The organism is Rhizorhabdus histidinilytica, assembly GCF_900167915.1.
GTDB classification, from domain to species: Bacteria; Pseudomonadota; Alphaproteobacteria; order Sphingomonadales; family Sphingomonadaceae; genus Rhizorhabdus; species Rhizorhabdus histidinilytica.
This window is the reverse complement of the sequence record NZ_FUYM01000001.1, coordinates 655,158-678,971: the sequence shown is the minus strand read 5'-3', so window position 1 is coordinate 678,971 and position 23,814 is coordinate 655,158. Positions and strand designations below refer to the sequence as shown.

The 23,814-nt window shown below is 67.4% G+C and carries 22 protein-coding genes; 14 read left to right on the top strand and 8 right to left on the bottom strand.

What is annotated here, in order from left to right; translation table 11 throughout:
* Positions 1 to 109 precede the first annotated feature (109 nt).
* The gene (locus B5X82_RS03225) at positions 110 to 880 is read right to left on the bottom strand and encodes a hypothetical protein (protein WP_079646573.1); all 771 of its coding nucleotides are present in this window, start codon (positions 878 to 880) and stop codon (positions 110 to 112) included.
* Positions 877 to 1,065 (bottom strand): hypothetical protein, encoded by a 189-nt coding sequence (locus B5X82_RS26175; protein WP_139385012.1) that lies wholly within the window; start codon positions 1,063 to 1,065, stop codon positions 877 to 879. The genes B5X82_RS03225 and B5X82_RS26175 overlap by 4 nt, the downstream gene beginning before the upstream one ends.
* Before the next feature lie 304 nt (positions 1,066 to 1,369).
* Between B5X82_RS26175 and B5X82_RS03220 the strand changes: the two genes are divergently transcribed.
* From B5X82_RS03220 to B5X82_RS26645, 9 genes are all read left to right on the top strand, one after another.
* Positions 1,370 to 2,488, top strand: a complete 1,119-nt coding sequence (locus B5X82_RS03220; RefSeq protein WP_079646572.1) for a lytic murein transglycosylase — start codon at positions 1,370 to 1,372, stop codon at positions 2,486 to 2,488.
* Positions 2,485 to 3,405 carry a septal ring lytic transglycosylase RlpA family protein gene (locus tag B5X82_RS03215; protein ID WP_079646571.1) on the top strand — a complete coding sequence of 307 codons (921 nt, stop codon included), beginning with the start codon at positions 2,485 to 2,487 and terminating at the stop codon, positions 3,403 to 3,405. The genes B5X82_RS03220 and B5X82_RS03215 overlap by 4 nt, the downstream gene beginning before the upstream one ends.
* Positions 3,402 to 4,580: a D-alanyl-D-alanine carboxypeptidase family protein gene (locus tag B5X82_RS03210; RefSeq protein ID WP_079646570.1), complete on the top strand. Its 1,179-nt coding sequence runs from the start codon at positions 3,402 to 3,404 to the stop codon at positions 4,578 to 4,580. Before B5X82_RS03215 ends, B5X82_RS03210 begins: the two co-directional genes overlap by 4 nt.
* Positions 4,581 to 4,584: 4 nt before the next feature.
* Entirely contained in the window at positions 4,585 to 5,214 is a 630-nt protein-coding gene (gene tmk / locus B5X82_RS03205; RefSeq protein ID WP_079646569.1) for a dTMP kinase, read from the top strand.
* Positions 5,211 to 6,188, top strand: coding sequence for an AAA family ATPase (locus tag B5X82_RS03200; protein WP_079646568.1), 978 nt, complete (start codon positions 5,211 to 5,213; stop codon positions 6,186 to 6,188). The genes tmk and B5X82_RS03200 overlap by 4 nt, the downstream gene beginning before the upstream one ends.
* Positions 6,189 to 6,258: 70 nt before the next feature.
* The gene (gene metG, locus B5X82_RS03195) at positions 6,259 to 7,818 is read left to right on the top strand and encodes a methionine--tRNA ligase (RefSeq protein ID WP_079646567.1); all 1,560 of its coding nucleotides are present in this window, start codon (positions 6,259 to 6,261) and stop codon (positions 7,816 to 7,818) included.
* Positions 7,818 to 8,594, top strand: a complete 777-nt coding sequence (locus B5X82_RS03190) for a TatD family hydrolase (protein ID WP_079646566.1) — start codon at positions 7,818 to 7,820, stop codon at positions 8,592 to 8,594. The genes metG and B5X82_RS03190 overlap by 1 nt, the downstream gene beginning before the upstream one ends.
* The gene (locus tag B5X82_RS03185; RefSeq protein WP_079646565.1) at positions 8,591 to 9,355 is read left to right on the top strand and encodes an MBL fold metallo-hydrolase; all 765 of its coding nucleotides are present in this window, start codon (positions 8,591 to 8,593) and stop codon (positions 9,353 to 9,355) included. The genes B5X82_RS03190 and B5X82_RS03185 overlap by 4 nt, the downstream gene beginning before the upstream one ends.
* On the top strand, positions 9,352 to 9,528 hold the full coding sequence (locus tag B5X82_RS26645) for a hypothetical protein (protein ID WP_016744408.1): 177 nt from the start codon (positions 9,352 to 9,354) through the stop codon (positions 9,526 to 9,528). The genes B5X82_RS03185 and B5X82_RS26645 overlap by 4 nt, the downstream gene beginning before the upstream one ends.
* Before the next feature lie 178 nt (positions 9,529 to 9,706).
* Here the strand turns inward: B5X82_RS26645 and B5X82_RS03180 are convergent, their stop codons facing one another.
* Complete coding sequence (locus B5X82_RS03180; RefSeq protein WP_079646564.1) at positions 9,707 to 10,468, bottom strand: SDR family NAD(P)-dependent oxidoreductase; 762 nt, start codon at positions 10,466 to 10,468, stop codon at positions 9,707 to 9,709.
* Between the two features lie 136 nt (positions 10,469 to 10,604).
* Here B5X82_RS03180 and B5X82_RS03175 point away from each other — a divergent pair, with 136 nt between their 5' ends.
* The 5 genes from B5X82_RS03175 to B5X82_RS03155 all read left to right on the top strand — a co-directional run bounded on the left by B5X82_RS03175 (position 10,605) and on the right by B5X82_RS03155 (position 16,378).
* The gene (locus tag B5X82_RS03175; RefSeq protein ID WP_079646563.1) at positions 10,605 to 11,804 is read left to right on the top strand and encodes an acyl-CoA dehydrogenase family protein; all 1,200 of its coding nucleotides are present in this window, start codon (positions 10,605 to 10,607) and stop codon (positions 11,802 to 11,804) included.
* A 9-nt stretch (positions 11,805 to 11,813) separates the two neighbouring features.
* A complete protein-coding gene (locus B5X82_RS03170; protein ID WP_079646562.1) occupies positions 11,814 to 12,941 on the top strand; it encodes an acyl-CoA dehydrogenase family protein in 1,128 nt (375 codons plus the stop codon).
* 70 nt (positions 12,942 to 13,011) lie between these two features.
* A complete protein-coding gene (locus B5X82_RS03165) occupies positions 13,012 to 13,734 on the top strand; it encodes a MarR family transcriptional regulator (RefSeq protein WP_235862582.1) in 723 nt (240 codons plus the stop codon).
* Between the two features lie 182 nt (positions 13,735 to 13,916).
* Positions 13,917 to 15,128 (top strand): sulfotransferase family protein, encoded by a 1,212-nt coding sequence (locus tag B5X82_RS03160; RefSeq protein ID WP_079646560.1) that lies wholly within the window; start codon positions 13,917 to 13,919, stop codon positions 15,126 to 15,128.
* The gene (locus tag B5X82_RS03155) at positions 15,125 to 16,378 is read left to right on the top strand and encodes a hypothetical protein (protein WP_079646559.1); all 1,254 of its coding nucleotides are present in this window, start codon (positions 15,125 to 15,127) and stop codon (positions 16,376 to 16,378) included. The genes B5X82_RS03160 and B5X82_RS03155 overlap by 4 nt, the downstream gene beginning before the upstream one ends.
* A 191-nt stretch (positions 16,379 to 16,569) precedes the next feature.
* On the opposite strand, the gene B5X82_RS03150 is transcribed toward B5X82_RS03155, so the two are convergent.
* The 5 genes from B5X82_RS03150 to B5X82_RS03130 form a co-directional block, all read right to left on the bottom strand.
* Entirely contained in the window at positions 16,570 to 17,556 is a 987-nt protein-coding gene (locus tag B5X82_RS03150; protein ID WP_079646558.1) for an alpha/beta hydrolase, read from the bottom strand.
* 155 nt (positions 17,557 to 17,711) lie between these two features.
* On the bottom strand, positions 17,712 to 19,898 hold the full coding sequence (locus B5X82_RS03145; protein ID WP_079646557.1) for a molybdopterin-containing oxidoreductase family protein: 2,187 nt from the start codon (positions 19,896 to 19,898) through the stop codon (positions 17,712 to 17,714).
* 55 nt (positions 19,899 to 19,953) lie between these two features.
* Positions 19,954 to 20,931: a TauD/TfdA dioxygenase family protein gene (locus B5X82_RS03140; protein ID WP_079646556.1), complete on the bottom strand. Its 978-nt coding sequence runs from the start codon at positions 20,929 to 20,931 to the stop codon at positions 19,954 to 19,956.
* A complete protein-coding gene (locus B5X82_RS03135; RefSeq protein WP_079646555.1) occupies positions 20,925 to 22,913 on the bottom strand; it encodes an oxidoreductase in 1,989 nt (662 codons plus the stop codon). Before B5X82_RS03135 ends, B5X82_RS03140 begins: the two co-directional genes overlap by 7 nt.
* A gap of 100 nt (positions 22,914 to 23,013) precedes the next feature.
* Positions 23,014 to 23,760, bottom strand: a complete 747-nt coding sequence (locus tag B5X82_RS03130) for an enoyl-CoA hydratase/isomerase family protein (protein WP_079646554.1) — start codon at positions 23,758 to 23,760, stop codon at positions 23,014 to 23,016.
* Positions 23,761 to 23,814 lie beyond the last annotated feature (54 nt).

Genomic DNA, 23,814 nt, shown 5'->3' with positions numbered 1-23,814 from the left:
CCGGGCGGATTAACTGCATAACGAGTGGCGCGGATGGCCTTGTCCTCGCACCGCTCCGCCAACTCCAACAGATCAGACATCATTCGTCTCCTAGGGGTGGGGGAGGGGGTTACCATCGATGCTTCCGATCCTCGGCAGTCGTGAAGAAGTGCCCGTCGAAGAACTCGTTCGGGCGCTCTTGTAGAATGTGGCCGATGCAGGTCCATGTCTTAGCGAAGTCGATGTCCTCAACCTCGATTTCGGGGCGGCCGAATTTCTCCGCATCCCTATTTGCGATGATGGCGGCTTCGACCTCTTGAAGGATCGGGCAGGCACGGCACTTCTTGCCGAGTGCGCATTGAAGGCCAGTATCTTTCTCGCGGTCGCCAGCCCACAGATACATCGACCGATACGCCTCATGCGCCGCAGTCTTGGCATTGTAGAGCCCACCAGGATGCGGCTTGCCATCCTTGCGCAACTTGTCGGCGTAGCTGTTGATCCCAACGTGCCAGCCATGATCCGCGCGTTGCATTGTGGCTCTCTGGCTCGCGAAGGGGCCGACAGCCGCGTTGCACTGCGCTTCACTCAGTGCGCGGGTGGCCATGCCGATTTTCGGCGACGCACGAAACTCGTCGAGTTCCCGGCGCATCTTCTCTGTGGGGCTGTCGGAGGCAGGCGGTAGGGCCAGCAACCGGTCGGCCTCATCGAAGTTCTTGACCTCCGCACCATCGACCATGAACCACTGGCGGCCCTTGTCCTTGCGGTTCTCGCGCTGCCACGCGTAACCGAAACGAGGATTGTCGATGCTCTCGAAATCCTGCCGAGCCCATCCGCCGCGCCCGTCGTAGAAGCGAACGGGGCCCTTGAACTTGCCCTCGGCGAGTTGTGCGGCCCCGGTCATGCCGCCACCTGCCGCTTCTCCACTTCGCGCCAGATCGCGTCGGCGTGATCATCGGAGGAGCGCATGAGATAATGAACCGGATCGCGGACGAAATCGCGCTGCTGCTCGTCGGTCAACTCTGGCAACTGATAGCCGTCAATATTGAAGAGGCTCTTCAGGCGATTCAAAAATTCGTGGCTGTTCACTGTGCCGTCCTTTGCGCCAATCTGTTCCGCGCGAACAAAGCCGAAACGCGCGTATCGCGTGATCGTGGAAGCGCGGTAAACACTGGCTTTCGGCTGATTTCCGAGGTTGGCGCGGCGAACCCCATGTTCTCGTCAAGGGGTTTTCAAGACCGCTGCCTTAAACCACTCGGCCACCTCTCCGTCGGGCCAGCCCGAGGGATGTCCGCCCTTATCGCCGCTGCGGCCTTTCGTGCAAGTCGCGCGATCAAAGCATTTCACCCCCGGTCCAAGCTGTGGCAAGCAGGCTGCGGACAAAGGGGTTGGAATGCGAAGTTCGGTGTTGCGTGGGGCGGTTGCCGCCTTGGCTTTGATGGCGGCGGTGGCCGGGGCGATGCCGGCGGTCGCGCAGCCGGTGCTGGAAGAGGGGCAGGCGCCCGACGATGCGGCGCGGCTGACCGACGCCCCCGCCGCCGCGGTTCCGACCGAGGACAGCCGGATGCGCGCCTTCATCGCCACGCTGCGCCCGCGCGCGCTGGCGATGGGGATTTCGCCGACCCTGTTCGACGCGACCCTGCCGACGCTCAGCTTCAACGCGCGGGTGGTTCGGCTCGATCGCGGTCAGCCCGGCGCGACGCCCGGCAGCGCCGCCGCGCCACCACCCTTCGCGCCCTATCTCGCCAGCCATGTCGACCGGGTCCGGATCAACATGGGCCGTTCGCGCTACGGCTCGCTCCGCCCGCTGCTGCTGCGGATCGAGCAGGAGACGGGGGTTCCCGAGCAGATCATGCTCGCCATCTACGGGCACGAGACCGGCTACGGCACCTTCACCGGCAATTTCGACCTGCTCAACGCGCTCGGCACGCTGACCTATGAGGGCCGCCGGCGCGAGCTGTTCGCCGACGAGTTCCTCAAGACGCTGCTGCTAATGAACCGGGGCGTGCCCCGCAGCCAGCTCAAGGGAAGCTGGGCGGGCGCCACCGGCTATCCGCAGTTCCTGCCGAGCGTCTACCTCCGCCTCGCCATCGACGGCGACAATGACGGCAAGGCCGACATCTGGCGCAGCGAGCCCGACGCGCTCGCCTCGATCGGCAATTATCTGCGCGACGCGGGCTGGAAGAAGGGCGTCCCCTGGGGTGTGGCGGTGCGTGTTCCCGAGGGGATCGACCGGGCGGCGATCCGTTCGCCCCTGTCCTCGCCGCGCTGCCCGCGCGTGTTCGCCCGGCAGAGCCGCTGGCTGACCATCGCCGAATGGCGCGACAAGGGACTGATGATGCTGAGCGGCCGGGTGCCCGCCGAGGACGAGCTGGCGACGCTGATCGAGCCCGACGGCAACGGCAATACCGGCTATCTGCTGACCACCAACTACCGCTCGATCCTCGATTATAACTGCTCCAATTTCTACGCGCTCTCGGTCGGCCTGCTCGGCGACGCGATCGTCGAATGATGCGCGCGTCGAACAGCGCCGCGCTCCTCGGCCTGGCCCTGCTGCTGGCGAGCTGCGGCGTTCCGCGTCCGGGCCGGCCGGGCCCTGCGCACCGGCCGATGCCGTCGAAGCCGCAGGGGCCGGCGTCGGACACGCCGGTCAAGGTCGGCAAGCCCTATCAGGTCGCGGGCGTCTGGTATTACCCGTCCGACGATGGGAGCTATGACGAGGTCGGGCTCGCCTCCTGGTACGGCGCGCAGTTCCACGGCGGGCAGACCGCCAATGGCGAGCAGTTCGACATGGATCGGGTCGGCGCCGCGCACAAGACGCTGCCGCTGCCCAGCTATGTCGAGGTGACCGCGCTCGACACCGGCCGGACGATCGTCGTCCGCATCAACGATCGCGGCCCGTTCGTCACCAACCGCATCATCGACCTGTCGCGCCGATCGGCCCAGCTGCTCGGCATAGAGCGGGCCGGGGTCTCGCGGGTCCGGGTGCGCCGGGTCTATCCGTCCGATGCCGACCGGCTCGCGCTGCGCTGGGGCCGGCCGGCGTCCGATCGGGCCTATGCCTCCTCGTCCGAACTGGCCGCGCTCAACCGCCGCTTCGCGACGCGTCCGGCCGAGCCCAGGGCGCCCGCGCGGGTCGCCGCCGCGGTGCCCGACGAGGCAGTGCCGGTCGGTGGCTGGTTCATCCAGGTGACGGCGGTCGGCAGCCGCGCCCGCGCCGAGGAGATCGCCGAGATCGTCGCCGGCCGGGTCGAGCCGGTCGGCAATCTCTGGCGGGTGCGGATGGGCCCGTACAAGAATGAGCAGGAGGCCACGACCGCGCTGGCGCAGGCCCGGTCCTACGGCTATCAGGATGCCCGGCTGGTCCGTATCGCCGGTGGCAACGGTTCGGTCGACATGCAAGGTTCGGAGGGAATTTCCAGGCAATGACGCGCAGCAAGATCGCCCTGCTTTCGGCTGTTTTCCTGATGGCGGCCATCCCGGCCGAGGCCGCCGCGCCGCCGTTCGACACGCCCGCGCCGGTCGCGTTCCTGAAGGACCTGTCGTCGGGCGCGATCCTCTACGCCAAGAATCCCGATCTGCGCATGCCGCCGGCGTCGATGGCGAAGATGATGACCGTCTATGTCGCGTTCGACCTGATCAAGAAGGGCGAGCTCAAGCTCGACGCGATGGCCACCGTCCGGCCCGAGACGTGGAAGCAGTGGCACGGCCCGTCGGCCGGATCGACCATGTTCCTGTCGCCCGGCGAACAGGTGAGCGTCGCCAACCTGCTGTTCGGCATCGTCACCCTGTCGGGCAACGACGCCTGCGTCGTGCTGGCCGAGCATATCTCGGGCACCGAGCAGGCCTTCGTCGCGCTGATGAACCGGCGTGCGAAGGAGATGGGGCTGACCAACAGCCATTTCGGCACATCGAACGGCTGGCCCGACGGCGGCGTCACCTACGTCACCGCGCGCGACCTGGCGACCCTGGCCGAACGGACCATCGAGGATCATCCCAAGCTCTACAAGACCTTCTACAGCCGTCCGAACTTCACCTGGGGCAAGACGATGGGGTCGGGCCAGGCGATCACCCAGGCGAACCGCGATCCGCTGCTCGGCCGCGTCGCGGGCGCCGACGGTCTCAAGACAGGCCATACCGAGGAGGCCGGCTTCGGCTTCACCGGCTCGGCCGAGCAGAACGGCCGTCGCCTCGTCATGGTCATGTCGGGGCTGACCTCGTTCAACCAGCGGATCGACCAGTCGGTCTCCTTCATGAACTGGGGCTTCCGCGCCTGGCAGTCGAAGCCGGTCGTGCCGAAGGGCCGCAAGGTGCAGGTGGCCGAGGTCCAGCTCGGCGACGAGCGCGAGGTCGGCCTGGTCGCGCCGAAGGATCTGGTCGTGACCGTCCCCGCCGGACTGGGTTCGGACCTGAAGACCAAGGTGGTCTATCAGGGGCCGATCAAGGCGCCGTTCAAGAAGGGCGACCATATCGCCGATCTCGTCGTCAGCGGCCCCGACATGGCGCCGCAGAAGCTGCCGCTCGTCGCCGACCAGGACGTCGGCACCGCCGGCTTCTTCGACCGCATGATGGCGGGCCTGCGCTGGCTGTTCGGCCTCGCCTGAGGCCGTGAAGCCGGGCAGGTTCATTACGCTCGAGGGCGGGGAGGGGGTCGGCAAGTCGACCCAGGCGAAGGCGCTGGCCGCCGCATTGCGCGCGCGCGGGCTCGATGTCGTCGAAACGCGCGAGCCCGGCGGCAGCGACGGGGCCGAGGCGATCCGCCGCCTGCTGCTCGAAGGCGCTGTCGACCGCTGGAACGCGCGCGCCGAGGCGTTGCTGTTCGCCGCCGCGCGCGCCGACCATGTCGCACGGACGATCCGGCCGGCGATCGAGGCCGGCCGCTGGGTGGTGTGCGACCGTTTCCTTGACAGCTCGATCGCCTATCAGGGCGGTGCCGACGGGCTTGGCGATGAGGCGATCCGCACGCTGCACGCGATCGGTAGCGCCGGCTGCCTGCCCGATCGGACCCTGCTGCTCGACATGCCGGTGTTCGACGCGGCGTTCCGGCAGGCCGAAGCGGGAATCGCCAACAGCGATCGGTTCGAGAAGCGCGACGAGGCCTTCCACGATCGCGTCGCGGAGAGCTTCCGCAGGATTGCCGCGCAGGAACCGGTACGGATCCGCACGATCAACGCGCAAGGATCGCCACAGGAAGTGACCGCGCGGCTGATCGAGGCGCTGGCGGACCTGCTGCCATGAGCCTGGTCGGTCATGACGAGCAGGTGGCGGCGTTTCGCGAGGCGGCGGATTCGGGGCGGCTCCACCATGCCTGGCTGCTGACCGGGCCCGAAGGCGTCGGCAAGGCCAGCTTCGCGCTCGCGGCGGCGACCCGGCTGCTGGCCGACGCGGCGGGACCGCGGGTTGGCCTGCCCGGCATCGAGACGCCCGACGATCATCCGATCGTCAATTATATCCGCGCCGGCAGTCATCCCGACATCCGCATCCTCGCGCGGCTGACCAAGGACAAGTCGGACGACCTGGCACGGTCGATCAGCATCGAGCAGGTCCGCTCGCTCCAGAGCCTGTTCGCGACCACGCCCAGCCTGTCGCCACGCCGCGTCGTGATCATCGACGCGATCGACGACCTCGAACGCCCCGCCGCGAACGCGCTGCTCAAGAATCTGGAGGAGCCGCCCGCCGGCACAACATTCTTCCTGATCAGCCACGCGCCCGGCCGGCTGCTGCCGACGATCCGCTCGCGCTGCCGCCAGCTCCGCTTCGCGCCGCTCGGCGATGCCGACATGCGGCTGGCGCTCTGTCGCGCGCTGCCCGAGGAGCCGGCGGAGGAGATCGATGCGCTGGTCGGCGTCGGCAATGGCTCGCCGGGCCGGGCGCTTGGCTTTGCCGGGCTCGAGATCGCGACGCTCGACGCGGCGATGGACCGGCTGGTGGAGCAGGGCGATCCCACCAACGCGATCCGGGCGATCCTGTCGAAGCAGCTCGGCACCAAGGCGGCGCAGGCGCGCTACGAAGCCTATCTGGAACGGGTGCCCGCACGCATCGCCGCCGAGGCGCGGCGCCGCCATGGACCGGCGCTGGCCGAAGCGATCGCATTGTGGGAGGACGCCCGCCGGATCGGCGAGAGCGCGGTCCACCTCTCGCTCGACCAGTCGACCACGGTGTTCGAGCTGGCGACGATGCTCGCCAAACTGGCGCCCGCGCCCGGTCGATAAGCGGCATCGGCGGCACTTCCGGGCAATCGAGGCGTTGCGGATTACCGAAGCGCTGCCTAATGGCTGAGCCATGTCGGAACCTTATTACATCACCACCGCGATCAGCTATCCCAACGGTCGCCCGCATATCGGCCATGCCTATGAGGCGATCGCGGCGGACACGATCGCGCGCTTCCAGCGGTCGATGGGCCGCGACGTCCGTTTCCAGACCGGGACCGACGAGCATGGCCTGAAAATGGCGCAGGCGGCGCGCGCCCGCGATATCACACCGCGCGCACTGGCTGATGAGATGTCGTCCTATTTCAAGGAGATGTGCGACACTCTCAACATCTCCTGCGATCGCTTCATCCGCACCAGCGACGCCGACCATCACGCCGCCAGCCAGGCGATCTGGCAGGCGATGGAGGCCAATGGCGATCTCTATCTCGATCGCTACGAGGGCTGGTATTCGGTTCGCGACGAGGCCTTCTACGACGAGAAGGAGCTGACCGAGGGGGAAGGGGGGCAGAAGCTGTCGCCTCAGGGCACCCCGGTCGAATGGACCAAGGAGGAGAGTTGGTTCTTCCGGCTGTCCCGCTATCAGGAGCCGCTGCTCCAGCTCTATCGCGACCAGCCCGACTTCATCCGGCCGGAAACCCGTCGCAACGAGATCGTCAGCTTCGTCTCGGGCGGACTCAGCGACCTGTCGGTGTCGCGCACCAGCTTCGACTGGGGCGTGCCGGTGCCGGGCAGCCCCGGCCATGTCATGTATGTCTGGGTCGACGCGCTGACCAATTACCTGACCGGCATCGGCTATCCCGACCGTGACGCGGCGCTGGCGAAATACTGGCCGGCGAACCTGCACCTGATCGGCAAGGACATCGTCCGCTTCCACACCGTCTATTGGCCGGCCTTCCTGATGTCGGCGAAGATCCCGCTGCCGAAGCAGGTGTTCGGCCACGGCTTCCTGCTCAACAAGGGCGAGAAGATGTCGAAGTCGGTCGGCAACGTGGTCGATCCGATGGCGATGGCGGAGCGCTACGGCGTCGACCAGCTCCGCTATTTCCTGCTGCGCGAGGTCAGCTTCGGGCAGGACGGCAGCTACAGCCATGAAGCGATCGTCAACCGCGCCAATGCCGAGCTGGCGAACAGCTTCGGCAATCTGGCGCAGCGCACCCTGTCGATGATTTTCAAGAATCTCGACGGCGAGTTGCCCGCGCTCGACCGTACCGAGGAGGATGCGGCGCTGATCCGGACGGTCGCGGCGGCCTGCCTCGACGAGACGCCCCGCGCCTTCGAGCAGCTCGCCTTCTCGGTGGGGATCGAGGCGTGGATGAAGGCGGTGTTCGCCTGCAACCAATATGTCGACGCCCAGGCGCCCTGGGCGCTGCGCAAGACCGACCCGGAGCGGATGAGGACGGTGCTCGGTACGCTGTTCAGCGTCATCCGCGACCTCGCCATCGCGATCCTGCCGGTCATTCCCGACAGCGCGGGCAAGCTGCTCGACCAGATGGGCGTCGCCGCCGACGCGCGCGACTTCGCGGCGATCGAGAGCCAGGCCTGGTATGACGAGCTGCGGGCCTCGGACTATCGCGTGGCGCAGCCGGTGCCGCTGTTCCCACGGCTCGAGCTGGAAACGGCGGACGCCTGATGTTCGTCGACAGCCATTGCCACCTCAACTATTCCGGGCTGGCCGATCGCCAGCAGGAGGTGCTCGCGGCAGCGCGCGCGGCCGGCGTATCGACGATGCTCAACATCTCGACCCGGGCATCCGAATGGAGCGCGGTGCTGGCGACCGCCGAGCATGAGCCCGACGTCTGGGCCAGCGTCGGCATCCATCCGCACGATGCCGACACCCATGCCGACGTCGAGACCGCGCTGCTGGTCGAGCGGGCCGAGCATCCGCGCGTCGTCGGTATCGGGGAGACCGGACTCGATTTCTATTACGACAAGTCGGACCGCGATCGGCAGCGGGCCAGCTTCCGCCGCCACATCGCGGCCGCCCGACAGACCGGCCTGCCGCTGATCGTCCACACCCGCGAGGCGGAGGAGGACACCAAGGCGATCATGGCCGAGGAGATGGGGAAGGGGGCGTTTACCGCCGTTATCCACTGCTTCACCGGCAGCGCGGATCTCGCCCGCGCGATGCTCGACCTCGGCTTCTTCATCTCGCTGTCAGGGATCGTGACCTTCAAGAATGCCGGCGACCTGCGCCGAACCGCGCATCTCATCCCGCGCGACCGGTTGCTGATCGAGACGGACAGCCCGTTCCTCGCTCCGGTGCCGCACCGGGGCAAGCCGTGTGAGCCGGCCTTCGTCGTCGATACGGCGCGCATGCTGGCGAACGAGCTCGACTGGGATATCGAGGACCTGGCCGCGAGAACCAGTGCGAACTTCTTCAATTTGTTCACGAAAGCGACGAGATGAAGATCCGGGTCCTGGGTTGTGGAACCTCGTCGGGTGTCCCCAGGATCGGCAATGACTGGGGCGATTGCGATCCGGCGGAGCCACGCAACCGCCGCAGCCGGGCCTCGATCCTGATCGAAAGCGCCACGACCCGGCTGCTCGTCGACACCACGCCGGACATGCGCCAGCAACTGCTCGACGCCGACGTCATCGCGATCGACGCGATCCTGTGGACGCACGACCATGCCGATCATTGCCACGGCATCGACGATGTCCGGCAGATATATCATGCGCGCCGCGCGCCGGTGCCCGGCTACGCCTTTGCCGAGGCGATGCAGCAGCTCAGGCGGCGCTTCGACTATGTCTTCACCGGGCGCGACGGCTATCCGCCGACGGTGGAACCCCGGCTGCTTCAGCCGGACATGACGATCGGCGACATCCGTGTCCGCTGCGTGGCGCAGCCGCACGGATCGATATTCAGCGCCGGACTACGCTTCGATCATGATAGCAAGTCGATCGGCTATTCCACTGATTTCCATGAATTTACCGATGAGATGATCGACCTGTTCAGCGGTGTCGACATCTGGGTTGTCGATGCGCTGCGCGTGCGGCCTCATCCGACCCATGCGCATCTCGCCATGACGCTGGACGCGATCCGGATGTGCGCGCCGGGTCGCGCGCTGTTGACGCACATGGACCAGTCGATGGACTATGCGCGGCTTGGCGAAAGCCTGCCGGACGGCGTCGAGCCGGCTTATGACGGACTGGAGATGCAGCCATGAGTGGAGACAGGATCGTCGGGCTGATCGCAATCGTCGCGATGCTGATTCTCGTGGCGCCAGCGCTGGCTCGCCGGCAGTTGCCGGCGGGACGGCTGGTTCGGCTCGCGCTGATATGGGCGGTGATCTTCATGGCGGCGACGGCGATCGTGCTGCTGCTCGGCCGGGGATTATAGATCGGAAGCCATTGAGAGGGCTCGAAAATCCCTGAAAATAGCGATATTGCCCATATTGATATTTAACATAATATATATTATCGAACTTAAAGCCGTCTGCCTTCGCGCGCCATCCCCAGCCCAATTCCCCTCGCTCCGCCAGTGACCTAGGCGGTGCGGTCCTCGACCGGGAATCCGCTCATGCCGGACTCCCCGCGCGATCGACCTGCACCTGATCGCCGAACAGCAGCAGCGAACGGTCGGCCGGCAACGCCGCCCAGATGTGTCGCGCGGCGGTATCGATATCCATCACGCCTTCCCCGCGCTCGATCTGTCCACGCAGCATCGAGGCGACCGGATAGTCGCGATCGGCCATCGCCGCGACATGGCGGGTCAGCCCCGTATCAACGAAGCCGGGACGCACCGCCGTCACCCAGATGGTTTCGCGTCCGCGTTGGAGCAGCTCGCGCCGCACCACCCGCACCCACATCTCCAGCGCCGCCTTGCCCGCGCAATAGACCGACTGGCCCTCATAGGGCGACCGCGCCGAGGCAGACGACATCATCACCAACCCGGCCTCGCCGGTATAGCCGCTGTCGATCACGGCGCGCAGATAGGCCTCGCCCAATCGGATCGGCGCGACCATGTTGGCGGTCAGGTCACGCGCATAATCCGCTGCCGGGACCTCGCCGGCGAAACCGGTCATCCCTTTCAGATGCGCATTCTGGACGAAGATCGCGCGCTTGCCCCGGAAGCCGGCGAGCGTCTCGCGGAAATGGGCGGCCACCGCGTTCCAGCTCGACGGATCGGCGAGATCGAGGTGGACGCTCTCGATCGCCGGATGCGTGCGCCGCGACAGGTTGATCACCCGCGCCTCGGCATAGGGAACGTTGCGCGACAAGCCGAGGCCGATCCCCTCGGTCGCGCCCGAAATCCAGATCAGGCTATCCGCATGTTGCATGCAAACTATAGCATCACCAGGGCTCCGGCGTGTCAAACCAGCGCCCCGCTCCATCGCATTGATGATGGGAACCGGGCCCCGCTTGCGCCCCGCCAGGGCTGGCGTCATGGGATGGCCATATTGTTCGAGGTATCCAATGGAACTGCTGCACGATCCGGAACTGGAAAGCTTTCGCAAGGAAATCCGGGCCTTCATCGACGAGGTCCTGCCAGCCGAGATGAAGGCACGGCAGCGCACCAAGGTCCAGAACAACGCGACCATCCAGGACCAGCAGGAATGGATGCGCATCCTGAACGGCCATGGCCGCGCGGTGGCGCACTGGCCGAAGGAATATGGCGGGTGTGACTGGACCCCGCAGCAGCTCTTCATCTTCAACGAGGAGCTCTACGCTGCCGACGCGCCCGAGTTCGACTGGGGCGGCACGCATATGCTGGGTCCGGTGCTCTACACCTTCGGGTCGGAGGCGTTGCGCGAACGCTTCCTGCCGATGATCCGCAACGGCGAAACCTATTGGGCGCAAGGTTTCTCCGAGCCGGGTTCGGGCTCCGACCTCGCCTCGCTGCGCACCTCGGCCGAGCTGGTCGGCGACAAATATATCGTCAACGGCCAGAAGATCTGGACGAGCGGCGCCGCCCATGCGCGCTGGGGCTTCTTCCTGGTGCGCACCGACAAGACGGTGAAGCCGCAAAAGGGCATCTCCTTCCTGATCATCGACATGGCGAGCCCCGGCGTCACTGTCCGGCAGATTCCGCAGATTAACGGCGAGGCGCATCTGTGCGAAGTGTTCCTCGACAATGTCGAGGTGCCGGCCGACCAGCTCGTCGGCGAGCCGGGCATGGGCTGGACCTACGCCAAATTCCTGCTCGAGCATGAGCGCACGACGTCGAGCTTCATCTATTGGAGCAAGCGCGAGCTGGAGCGCGCCAAGGAGATCGCCCGCCACGAGAGGGTCGGCGGGCGGCGCGTGTGCGACGATCCCGCCTACCGCGCGCGCTTCGCCCGGGTGCAGGCCGACCTGATCGCGCTCGAATGGTCGGTGCTGCGCGTGTTGGCCCATGAAGAGACCGGCTTTCCCGAGGCGGCCGCCGCCTCGGTGCTGAAGATCCGCGGGTCGGAGCTGCAGCAGGAGATCACCATGCTCCAGCTCGACGCGCTCGGCGCCAAGTCGCTGCGCTATTACGAGCCCGGCCCCGAAGCCCCCACGCCCAGCGCCGACTGGGCCGAGCATGTGCCCGGCCGCACCACCATCGCCCTGATCACCCGCGCCGCCACCATCTATGGCGGCACCAAGCAGGTGCAGAAGAACATCCTCGCCAAGCTGGCCTACGGACTCTGAGGATCACCCATGGATTTCGCCAAATCCGACATTCAGACGATGCTGCTCGACAGCGCCGAGCGGCTGCTGGCCGACAGCTCGGGCGTCGAATATTGGCGCGAGCGGCGCCACGATCCGCTCGGTTTCGACGAAGGCCGCTGGGCCCAGTTCGCCGAGCTGGGCTGGCTGGCGCTGCCGCTGCCCGAGGCGGCCGGCGGGCTCGACGGCACGATCGAGGACGTCGCCCTGCTCAACATCGCGCTGGGTAAGTCGCTCGCCACCGAGCCCTATGTCAGCTCCGTCGTGCTGGCGAGCCAGATCCTCCGCCAGGCCGCCGACCGGGGCCGCGCCGACGCGCTGATGGGCGAGATCGCCAGCGGCACGCTGCGCGTCGCCCTCGCCCATCAGGAACCCGGTGCCGATCCGCTGTCGACCGAGGCGGTCGTCACCGTAGCGCGGCGTACCGCCGACGGCTTCGTCCTGACGGGCGCCAAGCTGATGGCCGCCGACGCACCTAGCGCGGCGCAACTGATCCTCTCGGCACGGATCGAGGATGAGGACGGGGTCGCGCTGTTCCTGGTGCCGGCCGATGCCGATGGCCTCACCGTCGACGCCTATCCGCTGATCGACGGCACCCGCGCCGCCGATATCCGGCTGACCAACGTCGCGCTTTCCGCCGACGCGCTGCTGATCGGCAGCAATCGCGGCGAGGCGGTGCTCGACGAGGCGATCCATCGCGCCGGCGTGGCGCTGATGGCGCAGGCGGTCGGCGCGATGGAAGCCTGCATCCGCATCTGCGGCGACTATGCCAGGGAGCGCAAGCAGTTCGGCGCCGCGATCGGCTCGTTCCAAGCGATCCAGCACATCCTGGCCGACATGTTCGTCGCGACCCACCAGGCGCGCTCGATGCTCTACCACGCGATCGCCAACAGCAACCGCCCCGCCGCCGAGCGCGCCGCCGCCTTGTCGGCCGCGCGGATCGTGATCGGCGAAGCCGGGCAGCTCGTATCGCGCAGCGGCATTCAGGTCCATGGCGGTTACGGGCTGACCGACGAATATGCAGTCAGCCATTATTTCCGCCGGCTGATGAGCCTCGAAAAGCAATATGGCGACCTGGTCCGCCACACCGAGCGTTTCGGCGACAGCCTGTTCGCCTGATCGACGGCTTCCCTCGCCGCCTTTGGGACGCCATGATGGCGTCATGCCCCGAAGCCGGACGACCGCTCCCATGATCGACGCGTGCCGCGCGGCGCTGGAGGCGCATCACGCCCGGCACGGCACGATCCCCTCGATGGCAGGGCTCGCCCGGCTCTGGGGTTATGCCAGCAAGTCGTCGGCGGCCCGGCGAGTGGGCGAACTGGTCGAGGCCGGGGTGCTCGCCTGGTCGGCGGACCGGCGGCTGCGACCGGGGCCCGCCTTTCATTCGAGCCCCTTGCCGCCGACGTCCGATGCCGGCCTCGATGAAGCGATGGAGCGGTGGTCCACCGGCTATGACGGCGAGCTGACCCGCGCCTATATGATGACGGTGCGGTTGCTGCGGCTCGCGCGCAGCATCGAGATCGGCCTTGCCCGGACGGCGGCCAGCGAGGGGCTGACGGCGGGCGAGGTGCTGGTGCTCGACACGCTGTTCCGCGCCGGTCCGCCGCACCGGCTCGCGCCCACCGCGCTCAAGAAGCATTTCGTCATCTCGCTCGCGGGCGTCGCCAAGCGGCTCGAACGGCTGCTTGCGCTCGGTCTGATCGAGCGGGTGCCCAATCCCGACGACCGGCGCGGCATGCTCGTCCAGCTCACCCAGAACGGAATCGCGCTGCTCCAGCGCCTCGTCGAGCTCGATCGCCACTCGTCCCACATCATGTGGCCGACGGCGCTGCCCGGACAGGATTATCGGGTGATGCTCGACGCCCTTCAGGCCGCGCAAGCGCTGATCGATGCGGAACCGGAAGATCAATAAAGAACGATCGTTCTTTTCATATTCCCACCGCCCTTCTCCGCACGGCCATTCCATTGAGAATATCGCTACGTCATTCACATATGCGATGGCGCCGCTGCGACAATTGAGAAACCTGGCGAACCATCCTACGAAATCGTCGACGGCCGGCGCCGGTCCGGCCGAGGATGAGAGGACGCCCGTCGATGCACAGCAGATCACCCGACATCAGGACCGACAACGCCGGTGACGGGACGCCGATCGACGTCGAACGGCTGTTCCACAGCGCCAGGATCATCAGCGGTTCCTTCGACACGCTCGATGATGGCCTGCGTGGCCGGGTCGAGAAGCTGGTGTCGTGGGTCAACGGGCAGGTCGTCATGGCCGACGAACGCAAGGAGGAGGTCGAGCTCCAGCTCCGCAAGCTGCTCGCGACGCGGCTGCGGCTCGCGGCCGACCGCAAGCGCATCCCCGCGATCGCCGATGAGCGGATCGAGCGTCCGATCTTCGTGATCGGCTTCGCCCGCACCGGCACCACGCTGATCCACTCCTTGCTGGCCGAGGACCCCAACGCCCGCGCGCCGCTGTGGTGGCAAACCCATGACCCCTCCCCGCCCCCCGGCGAGGTGCCGGTGGTGCCGGAGCGGATCGAATATACCGGCAAGGAGCTCGACCGGCTGGTCGCACAAACGCCGGGCCTGCTGACCATGCATCCCTATTGGGACAAGCGCGGCCACTGCCTGATCGAGGATGAGGAGATCTTCACCCTCGATTTCCAGAACGCCTATCCCACCCTGCTCTACCGCATGCCGGCGCTGGCGATGATCCTCGACGCCGGCAATGCGCGCGAGGCCTATGGCTTCCACCGCCAGTTCCTCCAGCATCTCCAGTGGAACCAGGAGCCGAAGCATTGGGTGGTCAAGGGCATCTACCACCAGTTCGTGCTGGAGGAGTTGTTCGAGGCCTATCCCGACGCGCTCTGCATCTGGCCGCATCGCGACCCGGTGGAGGTGCATCCGTCGACCATGGCGATCACCGCGGTGCTCTATGGCGCCATCACCAACTGGCAGATGGATTTCAGGGAGCTCGGCCCGGCGTTCGTCCAGGGCATCGCCCAATCGGTCGCGCAGGCGATCGAAAGCCCCTTCGCCGACGACCCGCGCATCCTGCACGTCGATTTTCGCGAACTGGTGCGCGATCCGATCGCGATCGTCCGCAAGGCCTATGGCCAATGGGGACTCGATTATGGCCCGGAATTCGAGGCGCGGATGAAAGCGTGGCTCGCCGATCCCACCAATGCGCCTGATCGCTATGGCCGTTATCGCTACACGATGGAGCCCTATGGCCTGACGCGGGAGATGATCGAGAGCGCGTTCGAGGGCTATTGCCGGCGCTTCGGCCTCGGGAAATTCGCATGACCGATCCGATCGCGCCCAATCCGATCGCCAATGCCGGCCAGTTCGCGGCCGAGGAGGAAGTACGGCACATGTGGGCGTTGCCGCAGACCCGCGCCGCGCGCGACCATGCCGCGCAGCTCTGGCGCGTCGGCCACGGCACCGACATCCCCGACGGCCTGCTCGACAGCTTCGACAGCGCGATGGACGGCTGGGTCACCAACTATCTGTTCAAGGCGACGGCGATCGATCCGGCCGCGCCGCGCATCGTCCGCAACTTCATGCCCGGCTATCGCTGGCAGGGCGGCGACGTGCCGGACGCGCGCATGGGCGGCGACAATCCCGACAATTGCTACCGTTTGGCCGGCATCGCGCCGGGGGGCCGCTATCGGGTCAGCGGGCGCATCCTTGACGCCCGCCCCGCCCATGCCTCCTTCACCCTGGTCGAGAATTGGGGGACGTCGGTCACCGCCCAGACGCTTGAACTGCCCGGCATCGCCCTCGACGAGGACGGTAGCTTCACGATCAGCATCGATGGCGAACCTGCCGATGGCCGGTCCAATCACCTGACCAGCACGCCGCGCACCAAATTCCTGTTCATCCGCGACAGCATGATGGACTGGGGGCGCGAGACCCCGCTCGACCTCAGCATCGAGCGGCTTGACGACGCCGCCCCGCTGGACCTCGAACAGCGGCTCGACGAGGCGCTGCGCCGGATGCGCGAGGACGTGCCTCTCTATTACTGGTTCTTCCGCCTCTCGGCGGGCAAGCCGGTCAACACAATGGTCCAGCCTATCCGGGTCGCCGGCTATGGTGGCCTCGTCACCCAGGCGAGCAGCCTCGGCCATTTCCATCTGGAGGACGACCAGGCCGCGATCGTCCGCTTCGATCCGGCGGGCGCCTGCTACAACAGCTTCCAGATGGCGATGTGGTGGTACCGTTCGATCGACGCGCACCGCATCCAGTCGGGCCTCACCGCCGCCCAGGCCGAGCATGATGCCGACGGCACGATCAGCCTGGTCGTTTCCGCGCGCGATCCGGGGATCGCCAACTGGGTCGACACCGGCGGGCTCAGGGACCTGCTGCCGATGATCCGCTGGCAGGGTATCCCCACCACCCAGGTCCGCGAGGGGCCGCGTCACTGGCTCGACATCGTGCCCTTCGCCGAGATCGACCGGCATATCCCCGCCGATACAACCCGCATCGACGCCGCCGAACGCGCCGCGCGCATCGCCCGGCGGCAGCGCGAATGGGACCGGCGGACGACCGTCTAGAACGAGACGCTCCCGTTCCGCCCATCCTGAGAGTCTGACTCAAAAGCCCCCGCTCGCCCTGAGGAAGCATTGAGCGTAGGCGAAATGCTGTCTCGAAGGGACGTTCGAGGCTGGAAATATCCTTCGAGATGGGCCTTCGCCAGGCTCAGTCCCTCCTCAGGATGAGTGGGTCAGGTGAAGCGCCCGATATTCTAAGCCGCCGCCAGCATCCGGCTCCAGCCATGGAGGCGCTGCCACAACATTTCGCGGGTCGAGGCGAAATTGTGCATGTGGGCCATGCGCGGCACGATGAACACGCCGATGTCGGGTGACGCGCGATAGGCCGAAGGCTCGGCGCGCGGATCGGGACAGGTGTCGCGCTCGCCGACCGCGACCAGCACCGGCACCTCGATCCGCGCCGCATCCTCGGCGAAGCAGCCCGGCGTCATCATCTGCACCGCGCAATGCGGGATGGTCAGGCTGCCGAACGCCGGCGCCGTCTGGCGGATCGGATAGCCGCCCGCCATGTCGGCTTCCAATATGTCGGCCGGCACGTCCTCCCAGTGAAAGGGATAGACATAGTCCACGCCCTCATGGCTGGTGGTCAGGTGGCTCTGGCTGGCGTCGCCGACGCTGACCTGGGCGAAGCGGCGCTTGCCGAGTTCGAACTCCTCGGCGCTGCGCTGCGGCAACGCGGTGTGGATCGCGCTGACGCCGCAGGGCGCGATCGCGTCGAAGGTGGCGAAGCGCCCCTGCGCGAGGATGGTGACGCCGCCGCCCATCGACTGGCCCATGCCGACGCGGAACAAGCCCGGACAAGCCGGGAAGCCGGGTGCGAGACTGCCCCGCTCGATCATCGCGGCGACCTTGCGGACGCAGCTGTCATGGGTCGCGGCCAGCGTCTGGAAACTGATCCGCGACAGGTCGGGGATGCTGCTCTCGCCCACTCCCACATGGTCGATAGCGACATGGATGGTGCCGCGCGCGACATGCCAGGCGGCCTCGTCATAGCCTTCATGACTGGCGAAGCTCAGATAATAATAGGCCCGCGAATAGCCGCCGCCCGGCACCGCGAAGATCGCAACGGGTCGTTCCGGCACGTCCGCCGGATCGGGCAGGAAGATGCTCACCGCCATCTCGACCGGTTCGCCCAGCCCCGCTGCCTCGCTCACGTCGATCCGCCGCTCGATCCGCTGCATAGTCGCGCTCCCCGCCTCTCCTTCGGATAGGAGCGGACCGTGCCTCATCCGGCGGCCGAGCTGAAGGCCGGCGCCCACCTCATCACCCATTCGATGAGATGGGCGGGCCGCTTGCCGATGCCGGGGCACTTGCCCGGCATCGGGGGCATCCGCGCCTATCCCTGAACCATGAAGGGTGCGATCCGCACCGGCAGCGCACCCATGCGCGGGATGCCGGTAATGGGATCATAGTCGACCTCGGCGGACATCAGCCGGCCGGTATTGGCGCCGCTGCCACGTGGGTCCTCCTCGCCCGGATTGCGGCCGAAGCCGTGCGCCATCGAGACGGTGCCGGGCCGCAACGCCGCCTCGCCCTCGGCGATGCCGACGATCTCGCCATGCGGGGAGGTGATGCGGATCGCGTCTCCCTCGGCGAGGCCCAGCGCCGCCATGTCCTCGGGGTTCATGAACGCCGGATTATAGGGCTTCCGCGCGAGCTGCGCATAACGACGCCCGAAGGAATTCAGGATATTGTTGAGACGGCGCGGCAGCAGCCGGAAGGGATAGTCCGCCTCGATGGCGCGATTGTCCTCGGCCAGCACGGCGGCCAGCTCGTCGATCATCGGCGCGGCGGCCAGTTCCAGCCGGTCGTCATTGCCCGGCGCGCGCGGCGCCACCCGCTGGTCGCTCTCGAAGATCTGGCCGTTGGGATTCTGCTTCACCTGCTCCAGCGGCACGCGCGAGGATCGATGCGCCATCGCGATCAGTTGATCGGTGGTCGGCTTCGGCCCCTTCGGATCGAGGGTGAAGGTGACCGGCGCATGCTCGGCCTGGGGACCATTGCCGAAATAGGTGGTGACCGGGATCGGGAAGCCCAGCCTTTCCGCCAGGCCCCAGAAGAATTCCCAATCCTCGATCAGGTCATGGCCGGAGGGCGGATCGACGATAGCCGGCGTATAGGCAGCATAAGGCTGGTCGAAGCCACGCGTGGTGCCGTAATATTTGACGCTCTCGGGCATGTAGGTGGTCATCGGTGTCTCGAGCGTCAGCTTCGGCGCGATCACATAATCGGACAGCTCGGCGGTCGCCGTCATCTCCGTGTCGATGGTGACGAGCAGGTCGAGATCGTTGAGCGCCGCATGAGCCTTCATCTGGTCGGGCCAGGCCATCATCGGATTGCCGCCGCAAACCACCAGCGCGCGGACCTTGCCCTCGCCCGGCAGCAATATCTCGTCGGCCAGCGCGGCGGCGGAAAGGCCGCTGACGCACCCGCCGAGGCCGCGGACGCGCAGCCGGGGCTCGAAGCCCCAGCCCTGGAAGGCCGGCCAGGGCTGCGCCCGCGCCTCGAAGCCGGGCAGCAGCACATTGGGCTTGGTCAGCCGCTCGCCGGCGCGAGCCCAACGCCCGCAAAGGGTGGTGAGGCACAGGGCGAGATATTCGGTGAGCGTCGAATGGGTGGCGAAGCTCGGCCCGGTGCCGCAACTGACCCCCGAATGGCCGGCGCGCGCGAAGACCCGCGCCGCCTCGATCAGGTCGGCCTCAGGCACGTCGGCGCGCGCGGCGACATAGGCCGGGGTGAAGGGCGCCACGGCCGCGCGCAACGCCTCCAGCCCCTGCGCATTCGCCGTGACGAACGCCTGGTCGAACAGCTTTTCCTCCAGGATGACGTGGATCAGGCCCGCGAGCAGCGTCGGATCCTCGCCGGGACGCGGCTGAAGATGGATATGGGCGCGCTTCGCGGTCTCGGTGCGGCGCGGGTCGATGACGATCAGCTTGGCGCCCCGGTCGACCAGCCGCTTGAGGTACAGGCCCGGATTCTGGCCGGGAAAGCCGGGCGACTTGCTGATCACCGGATTGATCCCGACGAACAGCCAGGCGTCAGCCGTATCCACCGGCGGCTGCCCGGCCTGCCACATGCCGTGCATGGCCAGCGCGATCAGGATGCCGGGCTTGTCGATCGACCCGGCGGTGAAGAACATGGGCGATCCCAGCGCGCGTAGCCAGCCGGCCGCGATCGCGTAGCTGGCGATGAAGGGCACGCTGCCCATGCCGACATAGACCGCCACCGAACGCGGGCCATGGTGGTCGACGATCGCGCCGAGCCGCGCGGCGATCTCGTCGAGCGCCTGGCCCGACGCGATCGGATCATGGCCGCCGTCCGCCCGCCGCCGGAGCGGCCGGGTCAGCCGCGACGGGCCATAATGCTGCTCGGGCAGCGCGCGCGCCTTGGGGCAGATATAGCCGCCATAGAGCGGGGCCTCCGGGTTGCCGGCAACGGCGACGGCCCGCCCCTCCTCCACCGTGACGATGATCGGGCAATAGGCCGTGCACAACCGGCACAGGCTGGTCCGCGTCTCGCGCATCTCCCCTCTCCCACCGGACGGCCCGCCTCCTGGCGAAGCGGGCCGCTTCCGTCGCTCAGTCGACCAGCCGCTTCACCTTGCGATCGCGGTCGAGCGTCGGGTCGAGGTAGCGGCCGACTTTATAGTCACCCATGATCGTGGTGCGGCGCGCGCGGCGGGCGCAGTGGAGCGGCACGCCGTTGGCGCCGTGGATCACCCGCCAATTGTCCCAGACGACCATGTCGTTCTTCTGCCAGTCATGGAAATAGGCATGGGCCGGATTGACGAGGTGGGCGGCCACCTCCTTGAGCAGCGCGTCGCTCTCGGCCGCGTCCATGCCGAGGATGTAGCGCGCGTGCATCGGCGAGAGCTTGAGCACCTTCCGGCCGGTCTCGACCTGGGTGATCACCATCGGATGGACCACCGGCGGGAAGTCGTAGGACGGCTCCTTCGACGGCCGCTCGCGCGGCAGCGCGCGGATGTCCTCGGGAAAGCCATATTGGCCCGAGACGAAATCGGGGTTGAACAGATAGACGACCTCGAGCCCCTCGATCCGCGCTTTCAGATCGTCGGGCAGCCGGTCCCACGCGCCGACCGCGTCGATGAAGCCGGTCTCGCCCATTTCGGGCGAAGGCATCTCCATCCGCAGCACCGCGCCGCGTACGATCGTCGGCATGAAGGCCTGGTCCCAATGCCAGCCGAGCCAGCCGGCGCGATCGATCCCGCCGACATTGTAGTGCTGCTGGAAACGCGGCGCCTTGTCGTCCGGATCATAGGCCAGCGTCATCATGAACTTGTTGTTGGGATCGTTCATGTCGGCGGTGGCGGCGGGCTCCATCTCGCCGAAGATCGCGCTCAGCCGCATCTGCGCCGCGTCGTCCTGGTCCTCGCCGCGGAACAGCAATATGCCATGCTCGATCCAGGCGGCGCGGATCGCCTCCTCGGTCGCGGTGTCGATCGGCCGGCTCAGGTCGACGCCGACGATCTCGGCGCCGAAGCCCGGCGCCAGCGGGCGGATGGTCAGGCCCTCGGCCCTGGTGTCTTCGATCAGCATGCTATGGCCTCCGGTTGATATATGGTCCTTCGTAGATCCTGGACGCAGCGATAGGCGTCGCGCACCGCTTCGCCGATGCGGCCGACCCGCACCGCATCGCCGATCGGCACCACCGGCACCGGCAGGTCGAGCAGCGCTTCGGCGATGGTCGTATCGGGCACCAACCCATGCGCCAGCAGCACCGCCGCCGCCGGCTGGCGCCGTGTCTCGCCCCGGCTTTCGAGCAGGACGTGGTCGCCTTCGATCGCGGTCAGCAGGCTATGGTCGGCGACGGCAATCGCGGCGTTGGCGCGCAGCCGCTGGAGCAGGTGGATGCGGTAGAGCGGCTCGGCGTTGCGGGCGAGCATCGCTGCGTCGGAGCGGGTGGCCAGCAGGACATGGTGGCCCTGCTTGGCGAGATGCTCGGCAGTCTCGGTGCCGGTCTCGCCGCCGCCGTAGATCAGGATCGGGCGCTCGGGCGAGGACGGCGGCAGCTCGACGTCGCCCAGCAGCAGCGCGAAGGCGGGGTGGACCGGCAGCCCGCCCGCCCCGCCCAGGTCCAGCGGTGCGAGGCGCGATCCGCCTGCGACCACCACCACGTCGGGCCGCTCGTCGCCGACCCTCTCCGCGGTCGCCTCGGTGCCGAGCCGCAGGTCGACCCCGCTCGCCGCCAGCCGCCGCTGGAGGAAGTCGTGATACCAGAACAGCTTCTCCTTGTTCGGAGGCGTCGCCGAGGTGATCAGGTTGCCGCCCGCCGAGCCGCGCTTCTCGAACAGCGTCACCGCGAAGCCGGCCTGATCGAGCAGCAGCGCGGCGGCGATCCCGCCCGGCCCCGCGCCGACCACCACTGCGCGCAGGCCGCGCCCGAAGGCGTCGATCGGCGGGTCGGTCTCATGGCCGCAGCGCGGATTCTCGGCGCAACTCACCCCGCGATTGCCGCCGGTTTCCTTGATGCACCAGTTGCACGACGTGCAGGGGCGGATGTCCTGGGCCCGCCCCATCCGCGCCTTGTTCGGCCACAGCGGATCGGCGAGCAGCGCGCGGCCGAGCGAGATCATGTCGGTATCGCCGGCCTCGATGGCCGCTTCGGCCATCTCCGGCCGGCGGATCACCCCCGCGCAGATCACCGGCTTGCCGGTCGCCGCGCGGATGCGCCGCGCCATCGGCAGGCGCCAGCCCTCCTCGATCGACATCGGCTCGACGATCACATCGACCCGGTCGAGCGAACCACAGGAGATGTCGATCGCATCGACGCCCGCCTCGCACAGGCGCGGCGCGATCCGCTCGCTGTCCTCGATCGTCAGCCCGCCATCGATGAAGTCGGAGACCGACATGCGGTAGAGCAGCGGCATGTTGCCGATCGCGGCCCGGACCGCTTTCACCACCTCCAGCGGAAAGCGCAGCCGTCGCTCGAAATCGCCGCCCCATTCGTCGTCGCGCCGGTTGACCAGGGGGGAGAGGAATTGCTGGAGCAGATAGCCGTGCGCCCCATGGAGCATCACCGCGTCATAACCGACCTGCGCGGCGAGCGCGGCGGCATCGGCGTAGCGCCGGACGATGCGGGTTATCTCGTCCGCTTCCAGTGCGCGCGGCACCGCGTTCAGATAAAGCGACGACAGCGGCACCGCCGAGGGAGCGACGGGCTGGCGCCCCAGCACCGATTCGCGCGACTGGCGGCCGGCGTGGCTGAGCTGGACGCAAGCCCGCGCCCCGGCCGACTGGATCGCCGCCGCCAGCTTGCCATGGCCTGAGCGGTAGAAAGGGGAATCGAGGCGCAGCTGCGGCGCCATCGAGCTGAAACCCTCCTGCCCGTCGACGCAGGTATATTCGACCACGACCATGCCGACACCGCCCAGCGCTCGCTCGCGATAATAGGCGATCGCCTCCTTCGAGACCGAACCGTCGGCATTGCCGAGATGGCTCTCCATCGGCGCCATGACGATGCGGTTCTTCAGGCGCAGGTCGCGAATCGCGAACGGCGCGAACAGATGTGGGAAGTCCAAGCTCCTCTCCCTCCTTATGTCTTGGGGTGGAGGATAAGCCCGTCGCCCCGACGATATAATCCCTTCGTTTTTGAAGATACTTTTCAATATTCCAGAATAATCAGTTGCCCTGCCCCGCCAGTACCGCCATGCCTTCGAGCATCAGGCCCGGCCCCAGCTCGCGGGCCACCTGCTCGCGCAGTCGGGTGGTCAGGGCGATCCGGGTGTAGCGCATCGCCAGCGGTGGGCGCGCGGCGATCGCGCGGGCATGCTCCCACGCACGATCGAGCAGCGCGTCGCGCGGCAGCACCTCGCCGACGATACCCAGCGCCAGCGCTTCCTGCGCACCGATTTCCTGACCGGTCAGCAGGAAATAGCGGCCGCGGTTGGGCCCGAGCAGCATCGGCCAGATCGTATGGACGCCGTCGCCGGGCACCACCCCGGCCACGCCGTGCGCCTTGTCCGCGAACACGGCCGTGTCGGACGCGAGCACGATATCGGCCAGCACCGCCAGCTCGGCATGGATGAAGGCGGGACCATTGACCGCGGCGATGACCGGCACCTCGATCGCGAGCAGGTTGTTGAGCAGGCTCCGACCCTCGCGGAAGATCACGTCCCAGACCGCCGGGGACATGGGCGGCGGCATCTCCCCTTCCATGTCGAATTCGGCACAGAATCTGTCGCCGGTGCCGGTGAGGATCAACGCGCGGAGATCGGGATCGGAGGCAATCTCGGCGAAGGCCAGCCCCAGTTCGCGATGCAGCCCGCCCCACAGTCCCCAGCGCGCGGCTTCACCCTTGTGATGGATTCGCAGCTCGAGGATGTCGCCCTCGCGCCGCAGCGCGATTGTCTCGTATTTTCCGCCCATGACCTCTCCCTTCGGCTGCTCCGCCGCACACTATACTATGTAGTGCGTACTTGA

What these genes read in the sequence shown, in the direction of transcription:
- B5X82_RS03225 (WP_079646573.1), bottom strand. Translation starts at nt 880, where the DNA reads ATGACCGGGGCCGCACAACTCGCCGAGGGCAAGTTCAAGGGCCCCGTT.
- B5X82_RS03220 (WP_079646572.1), top strand. Translation starts at nt 1,370, where the DNA reads ATGCGAAGTTCGGTGTTGCGTGGGGCGGTTGCCGCCTTGGCTTTGATG.
- B5X82_RS03215 (WP_079646571.1), top strand. Translation starts at nt 2,485, where the DNA reads ATGATGCGCGCGTCGAACAGCGCCGCGCTCCTCGGCCTGGCCCTGCTG.
- B5X82_RS03210 (WP_079646570.1), top strand. Translation starts at nt 3,402, where the DNA reads ATGACGCGCAGCAAGATCGCCCTGCTTTCGGCTGTTTTCCTGATGGCG.
- B5X82_RS03200 (WP_079646568.1), top strand. Translation starts at nt 5,211, where the DNA reads ATGAGCCTGGTCGGTCATGACGAGCAGGTGGCGGCGTTTCGCGAGGCG.
- metG (WP_079646567.1), top strand. Translation starts at nt 6,259, where the DNA reads ATGTCGGAACCTTATTACATCACCACCGCGATCAGCTATCCCAACGGT.
- B5X82_RS03190 (WP_079646566.1), top strand. Translation starts at nt 7,818, where the DNA reads ATGTTCGTCGACAGCCATTGCCACCTCAACTATTCCGGGCTGGCCGAT.
- B5X82_RS03185 (WP_079646565.1), top strand. Translation starts at nt 8,591, where the DNA reads ATGAAGATCCGGGTCCTGGGTTGTGGAACCTCGTCGGGTGTCCCCAGG.
- B5X82_RS26645 (WP_016744408.1), top strand. Translation starts at nt 9,352, where the DNA reads ATGAGTGGAGACAGGATCGTCGGGCTGATCGCAATCGTCGCGATGCTG.
- B5X82_RS03180 (WP_079646564.1), bottom strand. Translation starts at nt 10,468, where the DNA reads ATGCAACATGCGGATAGCCTGATCTGGATTTCGGGCGCGACCGAGGGG.
- B5X82_RS03175 (WP_079646563.1), top strand. Translation starts at nt 10,605, where the DNA reads ATGGAACTGCTGCACGATCCGGAACTGGAAAGCTTTCGCAAGGAAATC.
- B5X82_RS03170 (WP_079646562.1), top strand. Translation starts at nt 11,814, where the DNA reads ATGGATTTCGCCAAATCCGACATTCAGACGATGCTGCTCGACAGCGCC.
- B5X82_RS03165 (WP_235862582.1), top strand. Translation starts at nt 13,012, where the DNA reads ATGATCGACGCGTGCCGCGCGGCGCTGGAGGCGCATCACGCCCGGCAC.
- B5X82_RS03160 (WP_079646560.1), top strand. Translation starts at nt 13,917, where the DNA reads ATGCACAGCAGATCACCCGACATCAGGACCGACAACGCCGGTGACGGG.
- B5X82_RS03155 (WP_079646559.1), top strand. Translation starts at nt 15,125, where the DNA reads ATGACCGATCCGATCGCGCCCAATCCGATCGCCAATGCCGGCCAGTTC.
- B5X82_RS03150 (WP_079646558.1), bottom strand. Translation starts at nt 17,556, where the DNA reads ATGCAGCGGATCGAGCGGCGGATCGACGTGAGCGAGGCAGCGGGGCTG.
- B5X82_RS03145 (WP_079646557.1), bottom strand. Translation starts at nt 19,898, where the DNA reads ATGCGCGAGACGCGGACCAGCCTGTGCCGGTTGTGCACGGCCTATTGC.
- B5X82_RS03140 (WP_079646556.1), bottom strand. Translation starts at nt 20,931, where the DNA reads ATGCTGATCGAAGACACCAGGGCCGAGGGCCTGACCATCCGCCCGCTG.
- B5X82_RS03130 (WP_079646554.1), bottom strand. Translation starts at nt 23,760, where the DNA reads ATGGGCGGAAAATACGAGACAATCGCGCTGCGGCGCGAGGGCGACATC.